Below are 26,072 nucleotides of genomic sequence, written 5' to 3' on the forward strand. Positions count from 1 at the left end.
GTCCGGCGGCGGGCCCGGCGCCCCGTCGGACGCAGTGCCGGACCTCGCGTCACGTCGTGCTCTCGGGGCGGGGCTTCTTCTGCCACGGGTACGTGGGCCGGGGTCCCGGCGGGGTGATGGCGGGCCGGGCCGGCTCCCGGGCGGTGCGCACACCGGACGTGCTCGGCCGTCCCTCCTCCGCCGGGGCGGCGGCCGGCGTCTCGGGCCACGGGGCCGAAGCGGGGCCGCCTTCCGCGGTGGTCCAGTGGCGCAGCGCGCCCGCCTCCACGTCGATCTGGGCGCTGAGGGTGTCCAGGTCCTCGTCCGCGAAGCGGCCGGCCCGGTCCCGGGCCGCCCAGCGCAGTGAGTCCGCCGACGCCGTGACGCGCTCGGTGCGCTCCCGCAGCGAGGGCAGCCGCTCGGTGAGCGTGGCCCGGTCGGGTTCCGTCTCCAGGCGCTTGAGCTCGGCGTCCAGTTCGTACCCGTGTGCGCTCAGGCGCTGGAAGAGCGCGAGGGATTCCTTGAGGGACTCGTCCTCGACGGCGCCGGCCCGCAGCGCGTCCTGGGTGGCCCGCATGGAGGTGCGCAGCCTGAGGCGCAGCTGCGCGATCTCCGCGGCGGGACCGAACTGGGTGAAGGACTTGGCCCGCAGCGTGTGGTCCTCGACCGTGCGCCGGGCCTGGGTGAGGGTGCGGTCCACGCTGCGCTTGGCCGCGCCGACCGCCTTCACCGTGGCGTAGGCGCCCAGCGCCAGGAACAGCACGAAGAGCAGTGCGAAGACTGCGATCACCGCTTCCACGAGCTCCTCCTGGCAAATCGGGCCCCGGCACATCGCGCGCCGCTCTCTTCAACGGTAAACGCCACGGGCAGGTCCGAAGTTCCAGAAGAACCCCGAACCTGCCCGTAGGGGACCACCCTGACGCAGGGCGCGGCGCGTCACGCAGGGACGATGTTCACCAGCTTCGGCGCCCGCACGATCACCTTGCGGATTCCCGCCCCGCCCAGCGCGTTGACGACGTGCTCGTCGGCCAGCGCCGCCTTCTCCAGCTCCTCGTCGGAGATGGAGGGCGACACCTCCAGGCGCGCCTTGACCTTGCCCTTGATCTGCACCACGCAGGTCACGGTCTCGTCCACGACGTACGCCGGGTCGGCGACGGGGAAGTCGCGGTGGACGACGGAGTCGGTGTGGCCCAGCTTGCGCCACAGTTCCTCGGCGATGTGCGGGGCCAGCGGCGCGATCAGCAGCACCAGCGGCTCGGCGACGGAGCGGGGCAGCGGGCCGCCGGCCTTGGTCAGGTGGTTGTTCAGCTCGGTGACCTTGGCGATGGCGGTGTTGAACCGCATGCCCTCCAGGTCCTGGCGCACGCCGTCGATCGCCTTGTGCAGGGCCCGCAGGGTGTCCTCGCCGGGCTCGGTGTCGACCACCGTGACCTCGCCGGTGCTCTCGTCGACGACGTTGCGCCACAGGCGCTGCAGCAGCCGGAACTGGCCCACCACCGCGCGCGTGTCCCAGGGGCGGGAGACGTCCAGCGGGCCCATGGCCATCTCGTACAGGCGCAGGGTGTCGGCGCCGTACTCGGCGCAGATCTCGTCGGGGGTGACCGCGTTCTTCAGGGACTTGCCCATCTTGCCCAGCAGCCGGGAGACCTTCTCGCCCTGGTAGTAGTAGCCGCCGTCGCGCTCCTCCACCTCGGCGGCCGGCACCGCGATGCCTCGGCTGTCGCGGTAGACGAACGCCTGGATCATGCCCTGGTTGAACAGCTTGTGGAACGGCTCCGCGGAGGAGACGTGCCCCAGGTCGAACAGGACCTTGGACCAGAAGCGCGCGTACAGCAGGTGCAGGACGGCGTGCTCGGCGCCGCCGACGTACAGGTCGACGCCGCCGTGCGGCAGGCCCTCGCGCGGGCCCATCCAGTACCGCTCGATGTCGGGGGCGACCAGCTGCTCGCTGTTGTGGGGGTCCAGGTAGCGGAACTCGTACCAGCAGGAACCGGCCCAGTTGGGCATGGTGTTGGTCTCACGCCGGTAGGCGCGCGGGCCGCGCCCGTCGCCCAGGTCCAGGGTGACGTTGACCCAGTCCTCGTTGCGCGACAGCGGCGTCTCGGGGGAGGTGTCGGCGTCGTCCGGGTCGAAGGTGCGCGGCGAGTAGTCCTCGACCTCGGGCAGTTCCAGCGGCAGCATCGACTCGGGCAGGGCGTGGGCGACGCCGTCCTCGTCGTAGACGATCGGGAAGGGCTCGCCCCAGTAGCGCTGGCGGCTGAACAGCCAGTCGCGCAGACGGAAGTTGACGGTGCCTTCGCCGATGCCGGACCGCTCCAGCCAGTCGGTGACGCGCGCCTTGGCCTCGGCGACGCCCAGGCCGTCCAGGGAGATCTCGTCGTTGGACGAGTTGATGATCTTCGCGTCGTACGAGGCGAAGGCGTCCTCCCAGGTGGAGGTGTCGGTGCCGCGGCCGTCGGTCGGTTCGACGATGCAGTGGATCGGCAGCTCGAAGGCGCGCGCGAACTCGAAGTCGCGCTGGTCGCCCGCCGGGACGGCCATGATCGCGCCGGTGCCGTAGCCCATCAGGACGTAGTCGGCGATGAAGACGGGGACGCGCTCGCCGTTGACCGGGTTGGTGGCGTACGAGCCGATGAAGACGCCGGTCTTGTCCTTGGCCTCGGCCTGGCGCTCCACGTCGGACTTGGAGGCGGCCTGGGCGCGGTACGCGGCGACGGCGTCGGCCGGGGTGGCGTGGCCGCCGGTCCACTTCTCGCGGGTGCCCTCGGGCCAGGCGTCCGGGGTGAACTTCTCCACCAGCGGGTGCTCGGGGGCCAGCACCATGTAGGTCGCGCCGAACAGGGTGTCGGGGCGGGTGGTGAAGACGGTGATGCGCTCGCCGTCGATGGGGAAGTCGACGCGGGCGCCCTCGGAGCGGCCGATCCAGTTGCGCTGCTGCAGCTTGATGGCCTCGGGCCAGTCCAGCGCCTCCAGGTCGTTCAGCAGCCGGTCGGCGTAGGCGGTGATGCGCATGTTCCACTGGCGCAGCTTGGCCTTGAAGACCGGGTAGTTGCCGCGCTCGGAGCGGCCGTCGGCGGTGACCTCCTCGTTGGCCAGGACCGTGCCCAGGCCGGGGCACCAGTTGACGGGTGCGTCGGAGGCGTAGGCCAGGCGGAACTCGCCCAGGACGTCGGCGCGTTCCGAGGCGTCCAGCTCGCTCCACGCGCGCGTGTGGCCGGGCACGGGGCGCTCACCGGACTCGAACGCGGCCACCAGCTCGGCGATCGGGCGGGCCCGGCCGGCCTCCTGGTCGTACCAGGAGTTGAAGATCTGCAGGAAGATCCACTGGGTCCACTTGTAGTAGTCCGGGTCGATCGTGGCGAACGACCGGCGCTTGTCGTGGCCCAGGCCCAGCCGGCGCAGCTGGGCCTTCATGTTCTCGATGTTGGCCTCGGTGGACACGCGCGGGTGCGTGCCGGTCTGCACGGCGTACTGCTCGGCGGGCAGGCCGAAGGCGTCGAAGCCCAGGGTGTGCAGGACGTTGTGGCCGGTCATGCGCTGGTAGCGGGCGAAGACGTCGGTGGCGATGTAGCCCAGGGGGTGGCCGACGTGCAGGCCCGCACCCGACGGATAGGGGAACATGTCCATGATGAACTTCTTGGGCCGGGCGGCGACCTCGGGGTCGCCCGCCAGGTCACCCTCGGGATTCGGCGCCGCGTAGATTCCCTCGGCGTCCCAGAAGTCCTGCCAGCGTGCCTCGATCTCGGCGGCGACTGCGGCCGTGTAGCGGTGCGGCGCGGCCGTCTCGGCGGCCGCGGGGTTCGTCTCGCTCATGATCCTTTAAGCTCCATCGATCGTCTCTGCCAGCGGCTGCGATTCAAGAAACGAAAAAACCCCTCGCACAGGAGGGGACGCCGCGCCGATTCCGAACCGTCCGGTTCACCGGCGTTCGGGACTGATCAGCGCGGCTCGCTAAGCAGAAGGCGTACGGCACGCATGGGCAAAGGGTACCGCAGCGCTTGAGCAGACTGCGACGCGCTTCCGTATGCGTGGTCGACAATGACACCGACCGCACGGAGCCCCCCGGGACTGAACCAGAGTCAAAGCTTACCTGGCGTAACAGCCGCTATGGGACATCCCACCAGCCACATCGTCCTTTTGTCACAACGCAATACCCAAACCTCGTACCCATCGGTATGGCGCCCACTTAGAGTTCGGCAGCGGGACCGCTTTCCCGAACTGCTCGGAGTTGCCCCCATGAACACTCGTAGTAACAGCTCGCTCCCCCAGCCCGGCCGGTCGGCCTACGGGGTGGCGACCGCTGTCGTCCTCATCCTCATACCCGTGGTGGTGCTGGTCGGAGGCGACCGGTTCCAGGAGTTCCTGAACTTCGGCGCGGGCGTGCTCTCCCTCGTCTCGCTCAGCTGCTCGGTGATCTGGGGCCTGGTCGCCCAGGACCGGGTCATCCTCAACACGCGCCAGCGCATCGTCGGCCAGGCGGTGCACAGGACGACGGCCGTCGCCTCGATCGCGTTCCTGCTGCTGCACATCACCACGAAGATCGCGCTGGAGCACACCCAGCTCATCGCCGCGATCATCCCGTTCTCGCTCGGCGTCACCGGCAACGGCTTCCTCATCGGCCTGGGCTCCCTGGCCGGCCTGCTGATGATCTTCGTGGGCATCACCGGAGCACTGCGCTCCCGGTTCGCCTCCCCGGCCCCGGTGGCCGCCCGCTGGCGCGCGATGCACATGCTGGCCTATCCGGCCTGGTGCGCCGCGCTGCTGCACGGGCTCTACGCGGGTCGCGCGGCCAAGCCGATCTTCGTGATCCTGTACGGACTGGCGCTGGTCGGCGTCATGGCCGCCCTGGCGCTGCGCGCCGCCCCCCGCCCGGTCAAGCGCCAGCTCGCCGACCGCATCGGCGCGATCATCGGCGGCGAGCCCGAGCCGGCCGGCCGGGACGCGCTGGAGGCAAGCCGCGCGCGCGTGGCCGAGGCGACCGGGTCGGGCTCGCTGCCCGGGTACGAGAGCCGCTCGAGCCGCTCCTCCAGCGCCGACGCCATGGGCTCCTCGCGCAGGTCGCCGTCCTCGTCGTCACTGTTCGACGCGCCCGCCGGCGCGGAACCCGCGAACGGCTTCGCCGCCGCCTACCGCGCCGTCAACACCCCCCGCGGGCAGCAGCAGTCCTACGGGACGGACCAGACCGCGCGCATGAACACGCCGTTCGACATGCAGGCCACGGAGGCGATGCCGCGGGTCGACAACGGCGGCAGCACCTCGGGCAGCTGGCCGATCCCGTCCCCGCCGCCGGTCGGCGAGGCGCCCCAGTCGGTCTACGACCCGCTCCAGGACACGGGATTCACCATCCCGGTCTATGGCAATCCGGGCACCGCCGGATACCCCGGGAGTGATGCGTACAACACCGGTGAGACGAACACCGGGTACAACGCGTACAACCCGAACGACACGTACAACAGCGGTCCCGCCAACGAACCGGCGCCCGGAGCGTCCTTCGACACTCCGGGTGCGGGCGAACCTTGGAACATGCCTTCCGGAGGCTATAGGTGAACGAGGCCCTGCCCGACACCCCGGAAGTCCGCGTCGTCGGGCTTCCGCAGCTCACGTCGGGTTTCGACCTTGTCGAGAGACTCGATCTGCCCATGCACCTGAAGGTGCACGGGCCGCTCGAACCCATGGGCGGAGAGAAGCTCGCGCAGCTCTCCGAGCGCATCAACCTCAAGGGCCGCGGCGGCGCGGGCTTCCCCTTCCACAAGAAGCTGCGCTCGGTCGCCGACGCGGCGATCAAGCGGGGCGTGCGGCCGGTCGTCGTCGTCAACGGCAGCGAGGACGAACCGGCCTGCCGCAAGGACACGGTGATGATCAACCGTGCCCCGCACCTCATCCTGGACGGCGCGCTGCTCGTCGCCGAGGCACTGGGCGCCCGCACGCTCGTGGTGGCGGTCACCCGTGAGTCGACCGAGCGCTCCATGGAGGCCGCCCTCGCCGAGCGCGGCCTGAGCAACGGCCGCCGCTCGGCGCTGAAGGCGTTCGTCCAGCGCAACCCGATCCGCATGGTCACCGGCGCGGCCGCCTCCGTGATCCGCTCCATCGACGGCGGCCCGGCGATCCCGCCCGGCCGCAAGGTCAGCGCCTCGCAGAACGGCGTCGGCGGCGCCCCCACCCTGCTGTCCAACGCCGAGACCTTCGCCCAACTCGCCATCGCCGCCCGCATCGGCGCCGAGCGCTACGGCAACACCGGCCTGTACGACGAGCCCGGCACCGTGATGCTGACGGTGTCCGGCGCCGTCGCCCGCCCGATGGTGATCGAGGTCCCCACCGGTGTCCCCTTGCGCTACGTCCTGCAGTTGGCGGGCGCCCCGCCGGTCCCGCAGGGCGTGCTCACCGGCGGCTACCACGGCAAGTGGATCGACGCCGCCACCGTCAACGAGGCGGTCGTCTCCCGCAACTCCCTGGACGCCGTGGGCGGCGCGCTGGGCGCCGGGGCGATCCTGCCGATCAGTCAGGAGACCTGCCCGCTGGGCGAGTCGCTGCGGGTGGCCCAGTGGCTGGCCGAGGAGAGCGCCGGGCAGTGCGGTCCCTGCTACCTCGGTCTGCCGGCCGCGGCGCGCGGCATGGAGGACATCCTCAACGGCGGCGGCCCGGCCGCCCTGGAGGCCCTCAAGCAGGTCGCCAAGAACGTCAAGCGGCGCGGCGCGTGCTCGCATCCGGACGGCTCCGCGATGTTCCTGGAGTCGACGATCAAGGCGTTCACGGACGACCTCGCGGCGCACGTCCTCGGCAACGGCTGCGGACGGCCCGTGGAGGGCGTTCTGCCGCTCTTCGAGGGCGGTATGGGCCCGTCGAGCCTCCCGGGCGGTTCGGAGCCCGCGGACACCGGCGACAGCCGTCAGAAGATCTTCGTGGACTGGACCCTGTGCCGCGGCCACGGCCTGTGCGCGGACATCCTCCCGGAGGTCTTCCAGCTCGGCGCCGACGGCTTCCCCACCGTGGCGCAGGCGAAGGTGCCGCGTTACGCGGAGGCCAAGGCGCTCCGGGCGGTGCGGCGCTGCCCGGCGCTGGCCCTGCGCATCGAGGAGGACACGCGCGGCCAGGCGCCCTCCCGCAACCTGCCGGTCCTCTCCCAGGGCCGCGGACGCCGCGCCCTGGGCCGCTGAGGCGGTACGCACGGACGAGGGGCCGCCTGGAAACAGGCGGCCCCTCGTCCGTGCGTGTGCTGGTCGTCGGCACACGCCCTGGGACGCGTGTGTGCGGTGGGTCGGCGCATCGGACGCACGCCGGTGTGCGAACGCAAAAGATCCCGCCGGATCTTTCCGATCCGGCGGGATCTGCTGTGGAGCTAAGGAGAATTGAACTCCTGACCTCCTGCATGCCATGCAGGCGCTCTACCAACTGAGCTATAGCCCCTTGTTCTGCTCCGGCGGGTTTCCCCGGCGGCGAAGCCAACATTACACGGTCCGGGGGGCGGACCACCAAATCGTTTCCGTTCCGTCCGCTTTGGCGCGGAAAGTCGGCTCAAGCCGTCACGAACGAGTAGAACCGCTTGAGGGTGCAGTGCTCCTCCAGGAGCCGGCCGTAGATCGGCTCGCCCTCCAACTCCCGGTACGTCTCGATGGGATCGCCTTTTATGATCAGCGCCCGCGCGCATTCCTCGCACCAGTACTGGTAGTCGGGGTTGACCGGCTCCATGTCCCGCACGATCGGGGTGCCGCTGCCGCACCAGTCGCACTTCCGCCTGTGTGCACCCATCGATCAGCTCCAGCTGTGGCGGCAGGCCGTACACACGTAGGAGATCCCGCCGTTGTCCCCGAGGACCTGGGCGACGAAAGCGGAACCGCAGGAAGGGCAGCTGAGCCGGGTGGCCGTTTCCCGTGTCCATGCTGCTCCGCAGAGGTGGCCGACCTCTCCGAGGATGCTCGCAGGCATCGCTACTCCCTCCCGTCGGGCCGCGCCCCCTTCCGGCCGTTTGATTCTGCCACGGCCGGGCCAATACGGTCAGCGACGCCTCAGTACCGGTCCGGACACGGCACCTCGGCACGACTGCCCCAGCGAGCGCGAACATGCATGTGAGAAGCGCTTTCGCAGAGGTATACGCCTCCGGGAGCCGAAGTGACTCAAGCCGACGACAAAAGATCCCGCCCCCGGGATGGGGGACGGGATCTTGTCGAAGCGATCTCCGACGACTCCGGAGAGAGTCGGACCGTGGAGCTAAGGAGAATTGAACTCCTGACCTCCTGCATGCCATGCAGGCGCTCTACCAACTGAGCTATAGCCCCTGGTCCCACGTGGCGAACCTCGTGGTGTTTCGCTCCGCTCCGCGGTGCGACAAGAAGAACTTTAGCCTGCGACCTGCCGGAAAGTGAAATCGGCCCCCGGGCCGCCCCGAGGGGTCAGTCGTCGTCGCCGAGCACCGGTTCCGGCAGGGTGCCGGCGTTGTGCTCCAGCAGGCGCCAGCCGCGGGCTCCTTCGCCCAGGACGGACCAGCAGCAGTTGGACAGCCCGCCGAGGCTCTCCCAGTCGCGGGCGTCCAGACCGAGGAGCCGGCCGATGGTGGTGCGGATCGTGCCGCCGTGGCTGACGACGACGAGCGTGCCGTCCTCGGGAAGCTTCTCGGCGTGCCGCAGCACCACGGGGGCGGCGCGGTCGGCGACCTCCGTCTCCAGTTCGCCGCCGCCGCGTCGGACCGGCTCACCGCGCTTCCACGCGGCGTACTCGTCACCGTGCCGGGCGACGATCTCCTCGTGCGTCAGGCCCTGCCACACGCCCGCGTACGTCTCGCGCAGGCCCTCGTCGTGGACGACGTCCAGGCCGGTGAGCGCGGCGAGCTCAGCCGCGGTGTTCGCGGCCCGGGACAGGTCCGAGGCGACGATCGCGTCGGGCTTGAGGGAGGCGAGCAGCCTGGCGGCGCGGCGGGCCTGGGCGACCCCCTCCTCCGTCAGGGGGACGTCCGTGGTGCCCTGGAAGCGGCGCTCCACGTTCCAGGCGGTCTGGCCGTGCCGCCAGAGGGTGATCCGGCGGCCCCGGCCCTCCGTGCGGCCCGCGGCGGCCCGGGAGCCGGCGCTCATCGCGGGTCCCCGAAGCCGGCGGCGTCCTCCTCGGCGTTCAGCGCGGCGTGCTCCTTGGCCTTGCCGCGGGTCGCCTTGGCGTCCTCCGGGAGGTCGAGCTCGGGGCAGTCCTTCCACAGCCGCTCCAGGGCGTAGAAGACGCGCTCCTCGCTGTGCTGGACGTGGACGACGACGTCCACGTAGTCGAGCAGGACCCAGCGGGCCTCGCGGTCGCCCTCGCGGCGCACCGGCTTGGCGCCGAGCTCCTTGTTCAGCCGCTCCTCGATCTCGTCGACGATCGACTTGACCTGGCGGTCGTTGGGGGCGGAAGCCAGCAGGAAGGCGTCCGTGATCGACAGCACGTCGCTGACGTCGTAGGCGATGATGTCGTGCGCGAGCTTGTCGGCGGCCGCCTGCGCGGCGGTGGTGATGAGTTCGAGAGAGCGGTCGGTGGCGGTCACTACGCGGCTTTCCGTCGGCGGTCGTTTGACCTCAAGGGTCTCACGACCGCCGACGGCGCCCCATCCGTTTCACGTCCGCCCGCCGGGTGGCGCGGCTTCACGAGGTGGACGCCTTGTAGTCCTCGCCGAGGACGACGGTGACATCCGCGTTGGCGGTGACCGTCCCCTTCTTGACGGCGCCGGCGGGCAGGCCCAGGGTCTTGGCGACCTCGGCCGCGTTCTCCTTGTCGGCGTCGTCCCCGTAGAGGACCTCGGAGGCGCTCTGCGTGCCGGACGGCTTTCCGCCGTCCAGGAAGGTGAAGCCGCCGTTGAGGAGCACCACGCGCGCGTTCTCGGTGTCGGCTGTGCGGCCGCTCGCGTTCTGGACGGAGACGCTGACGGCGGCGTCCTTGTCGGGGCTCTTCGCGGTTCCGCCGAGGACGTCCTTGACGACGCTCGCGCCGGCCTGGGCGCTGAGTGTGCCGTCGGCCTCCACGGGCAGCAGGGCGGTCTTGTAGTCGCCGCCCTTGGCGAGGTCGGCGAGCCGGGCGAGGAACGCGCCGAGGTCCTTGTCGGTCAGCGAGGGGTCGAGGATCTGCGCCAGCGTCTGGACGGTGACCGTGGCGGCCTGCGCGTCGGAGGACACCTTGCGCAGCACGGCCTGCATCACCTGGCCGAAGCGTTCCAGCTGGGCGTTCTGGGCCTCGCCCTCGGCGCGGTAGGTGGCGTAGGCGACGGCCATCTTGCCGCTGAGGGTCTGGTTCTCCCCCTTGTTGACGAGGGGGGCGGCGCCCTTCTTCTTGGCGGTGGGGTCGGGCACGGCGGTGTCGGTGTCGACCTCGATGGTGCCGACGAGGTCGACGAGGTTCTGCAGATAGGGGGTGTCGAGTCGCCAGGTACCCTGGATCCGGGTGCCGAGGACGGTGTCCAGTGCCTCGCGCGTGCCCGCCGAGCCGTCGGCGTCCACGGACTTGGCGAGGGTCGTGGTGGTGCCGTCGTCGGCGGTGACGACGAGGGAGTTGGGCAGCAGCACCGTGGTGCCCTTCGCGGTGGTCGTGTTGTCGACCAGCAGCACGGTGGAGGTGCCCTGACCGCCGGTGTCGTGCAGGTGGACCACGACCACGTCGCGCTTCTGCGCGGCGGAGGCGGTGGCGGCGCCGGTCTTGGACTCCCCGGACGACGACAGGCCGGGCAGCTTCCCGGCGTACCAGAGGTAGCCGACGCCGCCCACCGCGACCAGGGCGAGGACGACGACCAGGGCGACGAGCCGGCTGCGGGCGCGGCGCTTGGCCTCCTCGCGGCGCTCGGTGCGGTTCTCGGTGAAGTTCAGCCAGTCGATGACGTCCTCGGAGTCGCCGTCGGGCTCCTCCACGAACGCGAACTGCTCGGTGCGGTAGTCACCTTGGGCCGCGTCACCGCCGGGCTCCCCGGATCCGGCGCCCTCCGCCCCGGACCCCTCGGACGCCCCGGCAACCTTCTCCTGCGCCGGCTCGGCGTGCGGGTGCCCGGCCGGCGAGGCAGGCGCTGCGGCCTGGCCGGTGCGAGCCGAGCGGTCGTCGGCGGGGCCGGCCTGGTGCGGGATGTAGGCGGTCTGCTCGGTGACGCGCGGCTGCTGCCCGCTGTTCGCGGCGTGCCCGTAGGGGTCGTACGGGTCGTAGGGAGCCGTGGTCCCGGAGGTGTACGGGTCGTGGGCCACCGGAGTCTGACGGCCCGTGTCGTAGCCGGAGACGGGCGGCTGCTGTCCGGTGTCGTAGGCGCCGGCGGCGTACGGGTCGTAGGCGTGCGTCTGCTGCTGCGCGCCGGGGGCGTACCGGTCGTAGCCGTAGTCCTGCTGCGGGCGCTGGGCGTACGGGTCGTAGGGCTGCGCCTGGACCTGCCGGTACACCGGCTGTCCGTATTCGTCGTAGCCGACGAGCTCGTACGAGGCCTCGCCGTACCCGTCGCCGTGGCCACCGCCGTGGCCGGCGTCGTATCCCGCGTCTCCCGTGTCGTATCGGTCGTTCACCGGTACCCCTCTCGGCTCACTCGCCGCGGTACAGCTCGCGCTTGTCGATGTAGCGCACGACTCCGTCCGGCACCAGGTACCAGACGGGGTCGCCCTTGGCGACTCTCACGCGGCAGTCGGTGGAGGAGATGGCCAGGGCGGGGACCTCGACGAGGGAGACGCCCCCTTCGGGGAGCCCGGGGTCGGCGAGGTTGTGACCCGGCCGGGTCACCCCGACGAAGTGGGCGAGGGAGAACAGCTCCGCGCTGTCCCGCCAGGTCAGGATCTGGCCCAGGGCGTCCGCGCCGGTGATGAAGAAGAGGTCGGTGTCGGGGTTGAGGGCCCGCAGGTCGCGCAGGGTGTCCACGGTGTAGGTGGGCCCGCCCCGGTCGATGTCGATGCGACTGACCGAGAACTGCGGGTTCTCGGCGGTCGCGATGACCGTCATCAGGTAGCGGTCCTCGGCCAGGGAGACCCTGCGGTGACTCTTCTGCCAGGGCTCGCCGGTCGGGACGAACACGACCTCGTCCAGGTGGAACCGCGCGGCGGCCTCGCTGGCCGCCACCAGGTGCCCGTGGTGGATCGGGTCGAACGTTCCGCCCATGACGCCGAGACGGCGCCTGCCCCGCTTCGCCGGGCCGTGCGCCGGGCCGGTAGGCATGTCCTGCTCTCCCATGCGTGCAGACCCTACCGGCCCCGCCCGAGGGGGCCGGCCGACCGGAGTCCGGGATGCCCCGGTATGACCACGGAGTACCTCAGCGGTCGCGGTTGAACCGGGTGGTGACCCAGAGCAGGAGCAGCAGGATGAGGAAGGCGGAACCGCCGGTGACCAGGGGGCTCAGGCTCTCGTGGTTGCCACCCTTCTCCTCGCCCTCGGCTGCGAGGGTGACCAACTGGGCGGCGGCGCTGTGGAAGCTCATCTTCGGCAGGACCTATCCAATGTGGGCGGGATAAAGATGTCGGCCCATCGTAAGCGTGCGGCTCGCCGCCCCTCACGCCGACTCCGCCCCGGGAACCTTCCCGGACGCTCAGTCGTCCTTCCGCTTGTAGCCACGCAGCAGGAACCAGGCGGTCAGCGCACAGCCCACCAGCATGACGACCAGGACGACGCGGAGCAGGTTGCCCGGCTCCTGCCGCTGGGCGGCGCCGGCGGCCTCGGCGAGCCAGGCTGCTGCGGGGTAGTGCTCCATGGCGCGGGTCTCCTTCTGCGTGGTGCCCGTCCACCGTAACTCCGCCTAGGCTGGGCCCTGCTCCGGGAGCGCAAAGGGCCCCACAAGGGTCCGTAAAGGACCTCGCACACGAGGGCCCATACACACGCACATGGGGGATGACATGTCCGACGACGGCCACGAGCAGACCGGGCGCGGAAACGTGCCGAGCAGGCAGCGCACCCGCTTTCCCGGGATCTCCTCGCGTGCGTACGAGCACCCGGCCGACCGCTCCGCCCTGGTCGCGCTGCGCAAGCTGAGCGGCTTCGACACGGTCTTCAAGGCGCTCAGCGGGCTGCTCCCCGAGCGGAGTCTGAGACTGCTGTTCCTGTCCGACTCGGTGCGTGTGTCCGACGAGCAGTTCGCCCACCTGAACGACATGCTGCGGGACGCCTGTTACATCCTGGACCTGCCGAAGGTCCCGCCGATGTACGTCACCCAGGACCCTCAGCCCAACGCGATGTGCATCGGCCTGGACGAGCCGATCATCGTGGTCACCACGGGCCTGATCGAGCTGCTCGACGAGGAGGAGATGCGGGCGGTCGTCGGCCATGAGGTGGGGCACGCCCTGTCCGGCCACTCCGTGTACCGCACCATCCTGCTGTTCCTGACCAGTCTGGCCGTGCGGGTGGCCTGGATCCCGCTCGGCAACATCGCGATCATGGCCGTCGTGACAGCGCTGCGCGAGTGGTTCCGCAAGTCGGAGCTGTCCGCGGACCGCGCCGGACTGCTGGTCGGCCAGGACCTGCGGGCCTCGATGCGGGGCCTGATGAAGATCGCGGGCGGCAACCACCTGCACGAGATGAACGTGGACGCGTTCCTGAAGCAGGCCGAGGAGTACGAGGCGGGCGGCGACCTGCGCGACTCCGTGCTGAAGATCCTGAACGTGCTGCCCCGCTCGCACCCCTTCACCACCGTGCGCGCTGCCGAGCTGAAGAAGTGGGCCGAGTCCCGCGACCACCAGCGGATCATGGACGGTCACTACCCGCGCCGCTCCGAGGACAAGGACACCTCGGTCTCGGACTCCTTCCGCGAGTCGGCCTCCCACTACGCCGACCACGTCAAGAGCTCCAAGGACCCGCTGATGAAGCTGGTGACCGACCTCGCGGGCGGGGCGGGCAACCTGGGCGGCCGGGTCCGGCGCGGCTTCGACGGCTTCACCGGCTCCGCGCCCCCGAAGGAGCGCCCGTCGGACGCGCCCCCGCGCGAGGACGACTGACCGACGGCGGGACGCTGCCCGCAAACCGCGCGAGCTCACACCCGGGCTCACGCCCGCGGGCTCACACCTGCGGTTCCGCGCTGCCGGCCAGCGACCCGCACAGCGCCGGCGCGTCGCCCGTCACGTACGGGTCCGTGCCGGCCGGGCCGCCGGCCTTGGCGCTCTGGCCGGCGAGCAGCGGCCGCAGATGGCCCGCGGAGTCCTCGGCGCAGGACAGCGGGCCGGCCTGGAGGGAGGAGACGACCAGCTGGGTCTGGCGCAGCCGCAGGTCGTCGAGGCCGAAGCGGAAGTGCAGCTCGCGGCGGACGGTGAACAGCGAGACCTGCGCCCTGGCGTCGGCGCCGACGGGCCGCAGAGCGTAGACGAAGGTGTGGTCGGCGGTGACCTCCAGGGTCGCCGAGTCGGCCTCTGCGGCCTCCAGGGTGCCCTGCACCCGGACCTCGGGGTCGGCCAGCTCGGCCCGGGAGGGGTCCAGGCGGACCAGCCAGCCGGTGGGCGCGTGCCGTCCGTCGGCGGCCGGGTGGGCGAAGCTCTCGTCGAACTGGTCGAGCTGCTCGGGTGAGATCAGCAGCCGCACCGGCCGGACCTGCTGCCCGGTGAGCACCTCCGGGTAGAGGGAGGAGCGCATGACGTAGTCGCGGGCGGTGAGCAGGGCGGTGACGACCTGGCTGTCGGAGAAGTGCGCGGTGCGCCGGGCGGCGGGCAGCGGGATGCCCGCCGCGCCGACGCGGAAGTTGGCGGCCGGGCTGTGCGCGTACAGGGAGGCGGTGTCGGTCGAGCCGGGTACGGCTCCCTGCGGGGCGAGCGGGATGACCGTCATCCGCAGGGGTTCCGCCGGCCGGCCGGCTGCCGCGTTCTGGTAGGGGTGGCGTACGCCCATGTAGACGGCTGTGCCGAAGGCGAGTGCGATCAGCACCACCAGGACGAGCGCCTGCCGGGACAGTCCCCGGTGCGCGGGCGGGCGGCGGCGCACGGCGGGCGCGTGCTCGGCGATGCGTTCCTCGGCGGAGTACTCCTGGAGGCGGGCAGCCCGGACGAACGATTCGTCGAAGACGACGGATCGGTACTCGTCCTCGCCGCCGCCGGGAGCCCCCTCGGGTGTCCCCTGCGGTGGGTCGCCAGGCCCGCCCATACTTTCAGGGTAGGTCGCGGGGAGCTCGGGTAAACGCCCGGCATTCTGACAACTTCTGACAGCTTCTCACCCGTCGGCGGGCCTCGTTCAGGGCGTGTGCGGGACCGCCGGGACGGGTGAGCGCATCCGGTCCGCGGCGCCTTCGGCGGCCGCCTCGGGCAGCGCGGAGGGGCCGCCGCCCTGGCCGAGGCCGGTGGAGGCGGGCAGCGGCATCCGGTCCCGGTTGTCGGAGGAGGCTCCCCGGTAGACCGCGGCGAAGGCCAGCGCGACCATGCCGATGCCCATGACGACGGCGAGCACCCAGGCGACGGGGCGGTGCCAGCGCGCCTGGCGGCCGTAGGGGCCGATGTCGTCGTAGTCGTCGTAGTGGCGTTCCCAGGCGGCCACGTCGTCGTCCAGGTCGCCCTGGTCCGGATCATGGCCGAAACGGCGGGGGCCTTCGGGTCCGTAGCGGTCGCCGCGGGCGCGGGCTCGGCGGGCTTCGGCCTCGGAGGCCTCGGCCCTGGCTTCGGCGGCGGCCAGGAGGCGTTCGACGGCGGTCGGCTCGTGCACCACGGCCGCCTGGACGAAGGCCTCGTCGAAGACCACGGAGGCGAACTCTTCGTCCGACACCCCGCGGTCCTGGTCGTCGTCGGGCTCCCAGCCGTCCGGGAACGGCGTGCCCCCCACGTCCTCCGGCACGGGTCCAGAGTAGACCTGGGCGGTCGCCTTGGGCAGGCGGAAGGGAAATTCATCCGCCTGCTGAGACGGCTCGGCGGCTCCTCGAGCGGGCGCGCGGGTCAGCGCCGGACGTGTCCGTCGCCGGTGACGATGTACTTCGTGCTGGTCAGCTCCGGCAGGCCCATCGGGCCGCGTGCGTGCAGTTTCTGGGTGGAGATGCCGATCTCCGCGCCGAAGCCGAACTGGCCGCCGTCGGTGAAACGGGTGGAGGCGTTGACGGCGACGGTGGTGGAGTCGACCAGCTGGGTGAACCGGCGGGCGGCCTGCTGCGAGGTGGTGACGATCGCCTCGGTGTGGCCGGAGGTCCACAGCCGGATGTGCTCGACGGCCTTGTCCAGGGAGTCGACGACGGCGGCGGCGATGTCGTGGGAGAGGTACTCCGTCTCCCAGTCCTCCGGGGTCGCCTCGACGACGGTCGCCTTGGAGTCCTCGCCGTACGCCATGACCCGCTCGTCGGCGTGGACGGTGACGCCGGCCTCGGCGAGGGCGTCGAGGGCGCGGGGCAGGAACTCGGGGGCGATGTCCTGGTGGACGAGGAGGGTCTCGGCGGCGTTGCAGACGCTGACCCGGTGGGCCTTGGAGTTGACGAGGATCTCGATCGCCATGTCGATGTCGGCGCGGGCGTCGACGTAGACGTGGCAGTTGCCGGTGCCGGTCTCGATCACCGGGACGGTGGACTCGGAGACGACCGTCCGGATGAGGGAGGCGCCGCCGCGCGGGATGAGGACGTCGACGAGACCGCGGGCGCGCATCAGCTCGCGCACGCTGTCCCGGCTCTCGCCGGGCACGAGCTGGACGGCGTCGGCGGGCAGCCCGGCGCCGCCGACCGCGTCGCGGATCACCCGGACGAGGGCGGAGTTGGACTCGTAGGCGGAGGCGGAGCCGCGCAGCAGCACGGCGTTGCCCGACTTCAGGCAGAGCGCCGCCGCGTCCACGGTCACGTTGGGCCGGGCCTCGTAGATGATGCCGACCACGCCGAGCGGGACGCGGACCTGGCGCAGGTCGATGCCGTTGGGCAGGGTCGAGCCCCGCACCACCTCGCCGACCGGGTCGGGCAGCGCGACGACGTCCCGCACGTCGGAGGCGATGGCCCGCACCCGCTCCGGGGTGAGGGTCAGCCGGTCGACGATGGCCTCGCTGGTGCCGGCCTCGCGGGCCTTGGCGACGTCCTTGGCGTTGGCCTCGACGACGTCACTCGCACGGACCTCCAGCGCGTCCGCGATGGCGAGGAGCGCGTCGTCCTTCACGGCCCGGGGCAGCGGCGCGAGGTCGGCGGCGGCCGCCTTGGCGCGGTAGGCGGCCTGGGTGACCGGGGAGAGGGCGTCGTACGGCGAGAGCGTGGTCATACGGGAAGGGTAGTGCGCCGGGCCGCGCCGTCCGGCGTGCGTTCCACACGCCGAGACACGCGCTGGGACGGGTGCCGGAAGCGAGGTCAGAAAGGGTGGACGCCCACCGGTGCGGCAGGCGCCGGGCCGCAGCCCTCGGCGATGCGCTGGTGGTAGGTCTGGCGGTCGACGACCTCCAGTCCGACGATCTCCCAGGCCGGCAGTCCGGCCGTCTGCCGGTGCTCGCCCCACAGCCGCAGGGCGACGGCGGCCGCGTCGTGCAGGTCGCGGGCCTCCTCCCAGTAGCGGATCTCCGCGTGGTCGGCGGCATAACGGCTGGTCAGGAGGAAGGGGTGGTCGTGGGCGAGCTGTTCCAGGGCGCGCCGCAGCTCCTTCAGGTCGGCGTCGGCCCCGGAGACGCTGAGGGTGACATGCCACAGGCGGGGCAGGTCCTCGGCCCCGGCGCGCAGCGCGCCCTCCTCGCCGTCGGCCTCCGCGGCCCGGTACCGCTCCCCGGCCGCGACGCTGGTCAGGGTGCGTTCCTCGCCGGCACCGCCGCGGGTCGCCGCCCCAGGGCGCACTCGTCTCACGACGGCCTCCTTTACGCAGCGCTCGTGCGGAACGTGTCCGTGCAGGGGGCATGGACGGGTCCTTGCCCCCGACACAAAGTTGAGCAGGCCGCGCGGCTCCTTGGGGCGGTTTCACGGAACGTCCCCCGCCGGTCCCGGCCGTTCGACCCCGCCCGGAATCCGCCGTTCGACGCCTCAGGGGTCATCCGAGCCCCTCGTGGACCCGTTCAGGGATGGAGGATCACCAGGTCGTCCCGGTGGATGACCTCGCGTTCGTACTCGGCGCCGAGTTCCCTCGCCAGTTCGCGGGTGGAGCGGCCGATCAGGAGGGGGATCTCCCTGGCGTCGAAGTTGACGAGTCCCCGGGCGATCGCGTGCCCGGCGCCGTCGCGCAGTTCCACCGGGTCGCCCGCGCTGAACTCGCCGTCGACGCCGGCGATCCCGGCCGGCAGCAGCGACTTGCGCCGCTCGACGACCGCGCGCACCGCGCCGTCGTCCAGGGTGAGCGAGCCCTGCGGGGTGGAGGCGTGCTGGAGCCACAGCAGCCGGTCGGCGGAGCGCTTGCCGGTGGCGTGGAAGAAGGAGCCGGTGTCGCCGCCGGAGAGGGCGTCGGCCGCGTGGACGGTGCTGGTGAGGACGACGGGGATGCCGGCGGCGGCGGCGATCCGGGCGGCCTCGACCTTGGTGACCATGCCGCCGGTGCCGACGCCCGCCTTGCCGGCGCTGCCGATCTCGACGCCCTCCAGGTCGGCGGGCCCGCGCACCTCGGCGATCCGGGAGGTGCCCGGCCTTGCGGGGTCGCCGTCGTAGACGCCGTCGACGTCGGAGAGCAGGACCAGCAGGTCGGCGTGGACGAGGTGGGCGACGAGGGCGGCGAGACGGTCGTTGTCGCCGAAGCGGATCTCGTCGGTGGCGACGGTGTCGTTCTCGTTGACGATCGGGAACGCGCCCATCGCCAGCAACTTGTCCAGGGTGCGCGAGGCGTTGCGGTGGTGGGCGCGTCGGCTCATGTCGTCGCTGGTCAGCAGCACCTGGCCGACGCGGACGCCGTAGCGGGCGAAGGAGGCGGTGTAACGGGCGACGAGGAGGCCCTGGCCGACGCTGGCGGCGGCCTGCTGGCGAGCGAGGTCCTTGGGGCGGCGGTGCAGGCCCAGCGGGGCGAGACCGGCGGCGATGGCGCCGGAGGAGACCAGGACGATCTCCCGCTCACCGCCGCTGCGTCCCTTGGCGAGGACGTCGACGAGCGCGTCCACGCGGTCGGCGTCCAGCCCGCCGGCGGCGGTCGTCAGCGAGGAGGACCCCACCTTGACGACGATCCTGCGGGCCTGCGCCACCTGCTGCCTTGCCACTGTCACCTGCGTCGTCCTCACTCGGCTGTCCCTGGCCCCGCGTGCTCCCCGCCGTGGCGCTCGTCCGCAATCTACGTGAGCGGGGGGCGGCGCCGCCTTTCCGTTTCGCCGGTCGGACGGCCCCGGGGACAGCCGGAGAGGGGGCTCAGCCCCGGTTCGCCAGGGAGGCCCGGAAGGCCACGCACTCCTCGTACACCGGCAGGATCCCCGCCTCGCGGGCCTCGGCCAGCGTCGGGCCCTCGGCGTCCTTGGCGGACAGCTCGGGCACGCCCTCGACCGGCCACTCGACGCCGATCGCCGGGTCGAGCGGGTGCACGGTCCGCTCGCGCTGCGGCGCGTAGCCCTCGGAGCACAGGTAGGTGACGGTGGCGCCGTCGGTGAGCGCGCAGAAGCCGTGGCCGAGGCCCTCGGAGAGGTAGACGGCCTTGCGGTCCTGGTCGTCGAGGCGCACGGTCTCCCAGCGGCCGAAGGTCGGCGAGCCGACCCGGACGTCGACGATCACGTCGAGGACGGCGCCGCGGACGCAGGTCACGTACTTGGCCTGGCCGGGCGGCACGTCGGCGAAGTGGATGCCGCGCACGACGCCGGCCGCGGAGACGGAGAGGTTGCCCTGCTTCAGGTCGAGCGGGTGGCCGACGGCCTCCTCCATGCGCTCGGCCTTGTACCACTCCAGGAAGAGGCCGCGGGCGTCCCCGTGCTGCTGGGGGACGAACTCCCAGGCGCCCTCGATGCCAAGGGGGTTCACCTTCATCGGAACCGTTTCCGTTTCTCTCTCAGGCCTCGTGGGCGAGCAGGTCGAGCAGGTAGTCGCCGTAGCCGCTCTTGGTCAGCGGCTCGGCGAGCGCGCGCAGGCGGTCGTCGCCGATGAACCCGGCGCGCCAGGCGGCCTCCTCCAGGCAGCCGATCTTCATGCCCTGGCGCTCCTCGACCACCCGGACGTACTCGGAGGCCTGGACGAGGGACTGGAAGGTGCCGGTGTCGAGCCAGACGGTGCCGCGGTCGAGGACCGAGACCTGGAGCTCGCCGCGGTCGAGGTAGTACTTGTTGACGTCCGTGATCTCCAGCTCGCCGCGGCCGCTCGGCTTGAGGCCCTTGGCGATCTCGACGACCCGGCTGTCGTAGAAGTAGAGGCCCGGGACGGCGTAGCGGGACTTGGGGTTCTTCGGCTTCTCCTCGATGGAGCGGGCGCGGCCCTGCTCGTCGAAGTCGACGACGCCGTAGGCCGTCGGGTCGGAGACGGCGTGGGCGAAGACCACACCGCCCTCGGGGTCGCTGTAGCGGGCGAGCTGCCGCCCGAGGCCGTAGCCGTGGAAGATGTTGTCGCCGAGGATCAGGGCGACGGCCTCGTCGCCGATGAAGTCCTCGCCGATGACGAAGGCCTCGGCGATGCCGTTGGGGTGTTCCTGCGTGGCGAACTCGATGTTCAGGCCCCAGTCGGACCCGTCGCCCAGGAGCCGTTCGAACTGGGGCCGCTCGGCCGGTCCGGTGATGATCAGGATGTCCCGCAGTCCCGCCATCACCAGGGTGGAGAGCGGGTAATAGATCATCGGCTTGTCGAAGACCGGCATCAGTTGCTTCGACACCGCACGGGTGATCGGCCACAGTCGGGAACCGGTACCACCGGCGAGCAGAATTCCACGCATGGGCCCGCAGCCTACGGCAGGGTACGGACCGCTCCCGCCACCCCCGCCGTGAAAAGGGCCACTGCACAGTGCGTGATACAGCGGGCTATAGAATGTGGGCTCTTATGAAGATTCTTGTCACCGGCGGTGCCGGGTTCATCGGTTCACAGTTCGTACGGGCGCTGCTCCTCGGCGAGCTGCCCTCGGGCGAGGGCGCCCAGGTCACCGTCCTGGACAACCTGACCTACTCCGGCAACGAGGAGAACCTCGCCCCCGTCGCCGGCAAGGACGGGTACACCTTCGTCCACGGCGACATCCGCGACTTCGCCACCGTCGACGACGTGATGCGCGGTCAGGACGCGGTGGTGCACTTCGCCGCCGAGTCCCACGTGGACCGCTCCATCGCGGACTCCTCCCCGTTCGTGACGACCAACGTGCTGGGCACCCAGGTGCTGCTGGACGCCGCCAAGCGCCACGGGGTGGGCCGGTTCGTCCACGTGTCCACGGACGAGGTCTACGGCTCGATCGCCGAGGGCTCGTGGACCGAGGACTGGCCGCTGGCGCCGAACTCGCCGTACTCGGCCTCGAAGGCCGGCTCGGACCTGCTGGCGCTGTCGTACCACCGCACGCACGGCATGGACGTCGTGGTGACCCGCTGCTCCAACAACTACGGGCAGTACCACTTCCCCGAGAAGATGATCCCGCTGTTCACCACGAACCTGCTGGACGGCAAGAAGGTCCCGCTGTACGGCGAGGGCCTGAACGTGCGCGACTGGCTGCACGTCTCCGACCACTGCCGGGGCATCGAGATGGTGCTGCGCGGCGGCCGGGCCGGCGAGGTCTACCACATCGGCGGCGGCACCGAGGTCACCAACAAGGAGCTCACCGGTCTGCTCCTGGACGCCTGCGGCGCCGGCTGGGACATGGTCGAGCACGTCGCCGACCGCAAGGGCCACGACCTGCGCTACTCCCTGTCGATCGCGAAGATCAAGGAGGAGCTGGGCTACACGCCGCTCGTCACCTTCGAGCAGGGTCTCGCCGACACCGTCCAGTGGTACCGCGACAACCGCGCCTGGTGGGAGCCGCTCAAGGCGAAGGCGGCGCTGCCCGCATGACCCGCTGGCTGATCACCGGCGCGGGCGGCATGCTCGGCCGGGACTTGACCGACGTGCTCGTGGCGCGCGGGGCCGAGGTCACCGCGTCGACCCGGCAGGAGCTGGACGTCACCGACGCCGCCGCGGTGCGGGCGGCGGTGGCGGGCCACGACGTCGTGGTGAACGCGGCCGCGTGGACCGACGTGGACGGGGCGGAGGCCGACGAGGCCGCGGCGACCCGGATCAACGGCGAGGGCCCGCGGGTGCTCGCCCAGGCGTGCGCGGACAGCGGCGCCGCGCTGATCCAGGTCTCCACCGACTACGTCTTCCCGGGCGACGCCGCCGAGCCGTACCCGCACGACGCCCCGACCTCGCCGGTGAACGCCTACGGGCGCGGCAAGCTCGTGGGCGAGGAGGCGGTGACCGGGCTGCTGCCCGAGCGCGGCTATGTGGTGCGCACGGCCTGGCTGTACGGCGCGCACGGGCGCAACTTCGTCGCGACGATGCTGAACCTGGCCGGGCAGCGCGAGACCCTGGACGTGGTCGACGACCAGCGGGGTCAGCCGACCTGGACCGTGGCGCTCGCCCGTCAGATCGCGGACCTGGGCGAGGCGGCCGTGGCCGGCCGGGCCCCGGCCGGCGTTTACCACGGCACCGCGTCCGGCACGGGCACCTGGTTCGACCTGGCGCGGGCGGCGTTCGAGCTGACGGGTCTCGACCCGGAGCGGGTGCGCCCGACGACCTCGGAGAAGTTCGTACGGCCGGCCCGTCGTCCCGCGTACAGCGTGCTGGCGCACGACCGGTGGGCCGAGGCGGGCGTGGCGGTCCAGCCGGAGTGGCGCGAGCAGCTCGCCGAGGCGCTGAAGGTCATCGCTCCCGGCGGGCGGACGGACGCTCCTGGGCGGACCGGCGCGTGAGTCTCCTCGACCGCATCGCCACGGCGCTGCCGCAGGGCACCGCGTTCGTCGGCGCCGGGACGGCGCTGCTCGGCGTGGCGAGCTACATCCATCTCGCGGCGGCGGGCCACTCGCTGCCCGTCGAGGGGATGGCGAGCTTCTCGGTCCTGTGGACGGTGGTGTCCTCCATAGGCCTGGGGCTGTTCTTCCCGGTCGAGCAGGAGATCACCCGGCTGGTCGCCGCCCGGGTGGTGCACGGCGACGGGGCGCTGCCGGTGCTGCGGCGGGGCGCGGTGCTCTCCGCCTCCCTGCTCGCGGTGGTGCTGGTGCCGCTGGCCGTGTTCGCCCGGCCGGTCGCCGATCTGTTCTTCCACGGCGACACCGGCATGGTCCTGGCGCTGGGCGGGGCGTTCACGGCGCTGGCCGTGGCGTATGTGACCCGGGGCGTCCTCGCGGGTCTGGGCCGGTTCCAGGCCTACGGGATGCAGTTGGGGCTGGACGGCGCGCTGCGGATCGTGCTCCCGGCGGGGCTGGCGCTGTCCGGCGTCAACTCGGCGTTCGCCTTCGCGGCGGTGCTGACGGTGGCCCCGCTGCTCGCGGTGCTGGCGACGATCGGGCCGGTGGTCAAGGGCGCGCGGTCGGGGACGGCAGCGCACTGGCGTGACCTGATCGAGCACCTGGGGCTGCTGGTCGGCTCCACGCTGCTGGCCCAGGTGCTGGTGAACATCGCGGTGATCAGCACCAAGCTGATCTCGACGGACGACGACGCGCTGGTCGCGGCGCTGCTGTCGGCGCTGGTCCTGGCGCGGGTGCCGCTGTTCGTGTTCGGCGCCTTCCAGGTGTCGTTGCTCGCGGGCCTGTCGTCGGCGGCGGCCGAGGGCGACACGCGGAAGTACCGCCGTCTGCTGCTGAAGGCGGCGTCGGTGACCGGCGGGCTCGGCGTGGCCGGGGGCATCGGCGCGGTGGCGCTCGGACCGGCTCTGCTGCCGGCGCTGTTCGGCGCGCCCGACGTGCTGGGGCCGGTCGACTTCGCCTGGCTGTCGCTCGGGACGACGCTCTACATGCTGGCGATGGTGCTGGGTCAGGCCCTGCTGACCAGCGGCGCCGCGCGGCTTCAGCTGGTGGCGTGGATCGTGGGGACGGCGGCCCTGGTGGCGGTCACGCTGAGTGCGCTTCCCCTGAGGACGCGGGTCGAGGTGGCGTACACGGCGGGGTCCTTCGCGGTGGTCGCCTTCATGACGCTCGTTGTCCGTGCTCGTGTAGGCTACCGTTCGTTGCACTCCTAAGAATGATCACCATTCTATCACTCTCCGTAAGCATTGCGACAAAATGTGACGGACAGTGGACTGCAGTCCGGCGGCCTCGTTCTGCGGCCGTCCGCCTCGGAATTCCCCTGGAAGAGTAGACAGGCCCCTTTCCAATGAGTCGTCCGATACACCGGAGTGCGGCATGAGTCTGTGGATGCTGACCTCGGTCACCGGAGTCCTTCTCGTCCTGTGCATCGTCGAGCTGCTGCGCCGGCGGAAGCTCAAGGAGAAGTACGCGTTCCTGTGGGTGATCACCGGTCTGGTGATCATCCCGCTCGGCTTCTTCCCCACCGGTCTGGACTCGGTGGCCCGCATGGTCGGAGTCCGCTCGGGCGTCAGCCTGATCCTGTTCCTGAGCGTGGCGTTCCTCTTCATCGTGTGCCTCCAGCTCAGCTGGGAGGTGGGTCACCTGGAGGAGGAGGGCCGCACGCTCTCCGAGGAAGTGGCCCTGCTCCGCATCGACGTCACGGAGCTGCGGTCCCGGCTCGCCGCACAGGAGACCCCGGCCGCATCTGCCGAACGGGGGAATCTGAAGTGATCGACGGCAAGCGCGTACTGATCATCATGCCGGCGTGGAACGAGGCCGAGGGCGTCGCCGACGTCATCAAGGAGACCTACACCACGCTGCCGGGAGTGGACGTCCTCGTCGTCGACGACGGGTCCACCGACAACACGGCCGTCGTCGCCAAGGCGGCCGGCGCCACCGTGATGAAGCTCCCCTACAACCTCGGCGTGGGCGGCGCGATGCGCGCCGGCTACAAGTTCGCGCACGACCGCGGCTACGACATCGCCATCCAGGTCGACGCCGACGGCCAGCACGACCCGCGCAACGTGCCCGAACTGCTGGACCGCCTGGAGACCGGCGCCGACCTGGTCATGGGTGCCCGGTTCGCCGGCACCGGCGAGTACGAGGCCCGCGGCCCGCGCCGCTGGGCGATGCTCGTGCTCGCCTTCTGGCTGTCGCGCATGGCGCGCACCAAGCTCACCGACGTCACCTCCGGCTTCCGCGCCTGCAACCGCGACCTGATCGACGCGTTCGCCCGCTGGTACCCGGTGGAGTACCTCGGCGACACCGTGGAGTCCACCATCGCCGTCCTGCGCGCCGGCTACCGCGTCGAGCAGGTGCCCGTCGCGATGCGCCCGCGGGTGACCGGCACCCCGAGCCAGTCGCCGTGGAAGGCCACCCTCTACCTCGGCCGCATCGGCATGATCCTGCTCCTCGCGTTCAGCCGCCGCTCCTCGCTCGGCAAGAAGGGCAAGTGAGCCAGGTGCAGACCCTCGACATCATGCTGCCGCACTACGGCGACACCGCCCTGATGCAGGCGGCCGTGCGCAGCGTGCTCGACCAGACAGACAAGGACTGGCGGCTCACCGTCGTCGACGACGGCCGCGAGGAGGGCGTGCCCGAGTGGTTCGCCTCACTCGGCGACAGCCGGGTCCGCTACATGCGCAACGAGCGCAACCTCGGCATCACCGGCAACTTCCGCAAGTGCGTCGACCTGGTCGAGTCCACGCACTTCACCATGCTCGGCAGCGACGACCTGCTGCTGCCGACCTACGTCGAGACGATCCGCGCGGCCGTCGCGGCCGAACCGGACGCGGCGATCTACCAGCCGGGCGTCGAGGTCATAGACGAGAACGGCAACCCCTCCACCTCGCTGGGCGACGAGGTCAAACGGCGGCTGTACGCGCCGAAGAACCCCGACGGCGCCCGGCTGGCGCTCTCCGGCGAGCCGCTCGCCGCGAACCTCCTGGGCGGGAACTGGCTGTACTTCCCGTCGATCTGCTGGCGCGCCGACGCCGTCAAGCCGGTCGGCTTCCGCGAGGACCTCTCGGTCATCCAGGACCTCGCGATGATCATCGAGTTGATCAAGCGCGGCGAGAAGCTGGTCGTCGACCCGGCGCTCGCCTTCCGTTACCGACGTCACTCCGGCAGCCTCTCCTCGGCCGAGGCGGTGACCGGAGCCCGCTTCGGCGAGGCGGTACGGTTCTTCAACGAGGTCGCCGACGACCTCGACCGGCACGGCTGGCCCAAGGCCGCCCGCGCCGCCCGGCGGCACCTGTCCATGCGGCTGCACGCGCTGACCATGCTCCCCGGAGCCCTGCGTCACCGCCGTTCGGACGCCGTGCGCCGCCTGCTCGGATATGCCCTGACCAGATCCGAGTGACGTCACGCGCGGGACGGGG

General features: G+C 71.5%; 25 protein-coding genes and 2 tRNA genes. 9 read left to right on the forward strand and 18 right to left on the reverse strand.

The window, feature by feature from the left end; translation table 11 throughout:
- Window positions 1-49: 49 nt before the first annotated feature.
- Together ACIOC0_RS12355 and leuS are read right to left on the reverse strand one after the other, a co-directional pair.
- Window positions 50-778: a hypothetical protein gene (locus ACIOC0_RS12355; RefSeq protein ID WP_402154980.1), complete on the reverse strand. Its 729-nt coding sequence runs from the start codon at window positions 776-778 to the stop codon at window positions 50-52.
- Window positions 779-915: 137 nt separating this feature from the next.
- Window positions 916-3,792, reverse strand: coding sequence for a leucine--tRNA ligase (gene leuS / locus ACIOC0_RS12360; protein WP_402154981.1), 2,877 nt, complete (start codon window positions 3,790-3,792; stop codon window positions 916-918).
- Window positions 3,793-4,215: 423 nt separating this feature from the next.
- On the opposite strand from leuS, the gene ACIOC0_RS12365 reads away from it, so the two are divergent.
- Window positions 4,216-5,526, forward strand: a complete 1,311-nt coding sequence (locus ACIOC0_RS12365; RefSeq protein WP_402154982.1) for a cytochrome b/b6 domain-containing protein — start codon at window positions 4,216-4,218, stop codon at window positions 5,524-5,526.
- Complete coding sequence (locus tag ACIOC0_RS12370) at window positions 5,523-7,133, forward strand: NADH-ubiquinone oxidoreductase-F iron-sulfur binding region domain-containing protein (protein WP_402154983.1); 1,611 nt, start codon at window positions 5,523-5,525, stop codon at window positions 7,131-7,133. The genes ACIOC0_RS12365 and ACIOC0_RS12370 overlap by 4 nt, the downstream gene beginning before the upstream one ends.
- Window positions 7,134-7,310: 177 nt before the next feature.
- Here the strand turns inward: ACIOC0_RS12370 and ACIOC0_RS12375 are convergent.
- The 9 genes from ACIOC0_RS12375 to ACIOC0_RS12415 form a co-directional block, all read right to left on the reverse strand.
- Window positions 7,311-7,383, reverse strand: a tRNA-Ala gene (locus tag ACIOC0_RS12375).
- A 108-nt stretch (window positions 7,384-7,491) separates the two neighbouring features.
- The gene (locus ACIOC0_RS12380) at window positions 7,492-7,725 is read right to left on the reverse strand and encodes a hypothetical protein (RefSeq protein WP_003976229.1); all 234 of its coding nucleotides are present in this window, start codon (window positions 7,723-7,725) and stop codon (window positions 7,492-7,494) included.
- Between the two features lie 454 nt (window positions 7,726-8,179).
- Window positions 8,180-8,252: transfer RNA gene (locus tag ACIOC0_RS12385), tRNA-Ala, on the reverse strand.
- Between the two features lie 114 nt (window positions 8,253-8,366).
- Window positions 8,367-9,041 carry a histidine phosphatase family protein gene (locus ACIOC0_RS12390; protein ID WP_402154984.1) on the reverse strand — a complete coding sequence of 225 codons (675 nt, stop codon included), beginning with the start codon at window positions 9,039-9,041 and terminating at the stop codon, window positions 8,367-8,369.
- Window positions 9,038-9,481, reverse strand: a complete 444-nt coding sequence (rsfS, locus tag ACIOC0_RS12395; protein ID WP_351091057.1) for a ribosome silencing factor — start codon at window positions 9,479-9,481, stop codon at window positions 9,038-9,040. The genes ACIOC0_RS12390 and rsfS overlap by 4 nt, the downstream gene beginning before the upstream one ends.
- A gap of 97 nt (window positions 9,482-9,578) precedes the next feature.
- Window positions 9,579-11,465 carry a LytR C-terminal domain-containing protein gene (locus tag ACIOC0_RS12400; protein ID WP_402154985.1) on the reverse strand — a complete coding sequence of 629 codons (1,887 nt, stop codon included), beginning with the start codon at window positions 11,463-11,465 and terminating at the stop codon, window positions 9,579-9,581.
- A 16-nt stretch (window positions 11,466-11,481) separates the two neighbouring features.
- Complete coding sequence (gene nadD / locus ACIOC0_RS12405; RefSeq protein ID WP_130436805.1) at window positions 11,482-12,120, reverse strand: nicotinate-nucleotide adenylyltransferase; 639 nt, start codon at window positions 12,118-12,120, stop codon at window positions 11,482-11,484.
- A gap of 79 nt (window positions 12,121-12,199) precedes the next feature.
- On the reverse strand, window positions 12,200-12,364 hold the full coding sequence (locus tag ACIOC0_RS12410; protein WP_165430287.1) for a hypothetical protein: 165 nt from the start codon (window positions 12,362-12,364) through the stop codon (window positions 12,200-12,202).
- A gap of 108 nt (window positions 12,365-12,472) precedes the next feature.
- Window positions 12,473-12,634, reverse strand: a complete 162-nt coding sequence (locus ACIOC0_RS12415; RefSeq protein ID WP_402154986.1) for a hypothetical protein — start codon at window positions 12,632-12,634, stop codon at window positions 12,473-12,475.
- A gap of 142 nt (window positions 12,635-12,776) precedes the next feature.
- Here ACIOC0_RS12415 and ACIOC0_RS12420 point away from each other — a divergent pair, with 142 nt between their 5' ends.
- The gene (locus tag ACIOC0_RS12420; protein ID WP_402155082.1) at window positions 12,777-13,871 is read left to right on the forward strand and encodes a M48 family metallopeptidase; all 1,095 of its coding nucleotides are present in this window, start codon (window positions 12,777-12,779) and stop codon (window positions 13,869-13,871) included.
- Window positions 13,872-13,932: 61 nt separating this feature from the next.
- On the opposite strand, the gene ACIOC0_RS12425 is transcribed toward ACIOC0_RS12420, so the two are convergent.
- The 7 genes from ACIOC0_RS12425 to rfbA all read right to left on the reverse strand — a co-directional run bounded on the left by ACIOC0_RS12425 (window position 13,933) and on the right by rfbA (window position 20,609).
- Window positions 13,933-15,003, reverse strand: coding sequence for a hypothetical protein (locus ACIOC0_RS12425; RefSeq protein WP_402154987.1), 1,071 nt, complete (start codon window positions 15,001-15,003; stop codon window positions 13,933-13,935).
- An 87-nt stretch (window positions 15,004-15,090) separates the two neighbouring features.
- On the reverse strand, window positions 15,091-15,684 hold the full coding sequence (locus tag ACIOC0_RS12430) for a hypothetical protein (protein ID WP_402154988.1): 594 nt from the start codon (window positions 15,682-15,684) through the stop codon (window positions 15,091-15,093).
- Window positions 15,685-15,782: 98 nt separating this feature from the next.
- The gene (locus ACIOC0_RS12435) at window positions 15,783-17,069 is read right to left on the reverse strand and encodes a glutamate-5-semialdehyde dehydrogenase (protein WP_402154989.1); all 1,287 of its coding nucleotides are present in this window, start codon (window positions 17,067-17,069) and stop codon (window positions 15,783-15,785) included.
- Window positions 17,070-17,155: 86 nt separating this feature from the next.
- On the reverse strand, window positions 17,156-17,629 hold the full coding sequence (locus ACIOC0_RS12440) for a hypothetical protein (RefSeq protein WP_402155083.1): 474 nt from the start codon (window positions 17,627-17,629) through the stop codon (window positions 17,156-17,158).
- Window positions 17,630-17,844: 215 nt separating this feature from the next.
- Complete coding sequence (gene proB, locus ACIOC0_RS12445) at window positions 17,845-18,951, reverse strand: glutamate 5-kinase (RefSeq protein WP_402155084.1); 1,107 nt, start codon at window positions 18,949-18,951, stop codon at window positions 17,845-17,847.
- A 160-nt stretch (window positions 18,952-19,111) separates the two neighbouring features.
- The gene (gene rfbC / locus ACIOC0_RS12450) at window positions 19,112-19,717 is read right to left on the reverse strand and encodes a dTDP-4-dehydrorhamnose 3,5-epimerase (RefSeq protein ID WP_402154990.1); all 606 of its coding nucleotides are present in this window, start codon (window positions 19,715-19,717) and stop codon (window positions 19,112-19,114) included.
- A gap of 22 nt (window positions 19,718-19,739) precedes the next feature.
- Window positions 19,740-20,609, reverse strand: coding sequence for a glucose-1-phosphate thymidylyltransferase RfbA (rfbA, locus tag ACIOC0_RS12455; RefSeq protein WP_130436800.1), 870 nt, complete (start codon window positions 20,607-20,609; stop codon window positions 19,740-19,742).
- 104 nt (window positions 20,610-20,713) lie between these two features.
- On the opposite strand from rfbA, the gene rfbB reads away from it, so the two are divergent.
- From rfbB to ACIOC0_RS12485, 6 genes are all read left to right on the forward strand, one after another.
- Window positions 20,714-21,703 carry a dTDP-glucose 4,6-dehydratase gene (gene rfbB, locus ACIOC0_RS12460; protein WP_402154991.1) on the forward strand — a complete coding sequence of 330 codons (990 nt, stop codon included), beginning with the start codon at window positions 20,714-20,716 and terminating at the stop codon, window positions 21,701-21,703.
- A complete protein-coding gene (gene rfbD, locus ACIOC0_RS12465; RefSeq protein ID WP_402154992.1) occupies window positions 21,700-22,599 on the forward strand; it encodes a dTDP-4-dehydrorhamnose reductase in 900 nt (299 codons plus the stop codon). Before rfbB ends, rfbD begins: the two co-directional genes overlap by 4 nt.
- Window positions 22,596-23,864 (forward strand): lipopolysaccharide biosynthesis protein, encoded by a 1,269-nt coding sequence (locus ACIOC0_RS12470; RefSeq protein ID WP_402154993.1) that lies wholly within the window; start codon window positions 22,596-22,598, stop codon window positions 23,862-23,864. The genes rfbD and ACIOC0_RS12470 overlap by 4 nt, the downstream gene beginning before the upstream one ends.
- Before the next feature lie 163 nt (window positions 23,865-24,027).
- Window positions 24,028-24,423: a DUF2304 domain-containing protein gene (locus ACIOC0_RS12475; RefSeq protein ID WP_130436796.1), complete on the forward strand. Its 396-nt coding sequence runs from the start codon at window positions 24,028-24,030 to the stop codon at window positions 24,421-24,423.
- The gene (locus tag ACIOC0_RS12480) at window positions 24,420-25,148 is read left to right on the forward strand and encodes a glycosyltransferase family 2 protein (RefSeq protein ID WP_351091034.1); all 729 of its coding nucleotides are present in this window, start codon (window positions 24,420-24,422) and stop codon (window positions 25,146-25,148) included. Before ACIOC0_RS12475 ends, ACIOC0_RS12480 begins: the two co-directional genes overlap by 4 nt.
- The gene (locus ACIOC0_RS12485) at window positions 25,145-26,053 is read left to right on the forward strand and encodes a glycosyltransferase family 2 protein (RefSeq protein WP_402154995.1); all 909 of its coding nucleotides are present in this window, start codon (window positions 25,145-25,147) and stop codon (window positions 26,051-26,053) included. The genes ACIOC0_RS12480 and ACIOC0_RS12485 overlap by 4 nt, the downstream gene beginning before the upstream one ends.
- Window positions 26,054-26,072 lie beyond the last annotated feature (19 nt).

The sequence above is a fragment of the Streptomyces sp. NPDC088254 genome (genome assembly GCF_044740925.1).
Classification (GTDB): domain Bacteria; phylum Actinomycetota; class Actinomycetes; order Streptomycetales; family Streptomycetaceae; genus Streptomyces.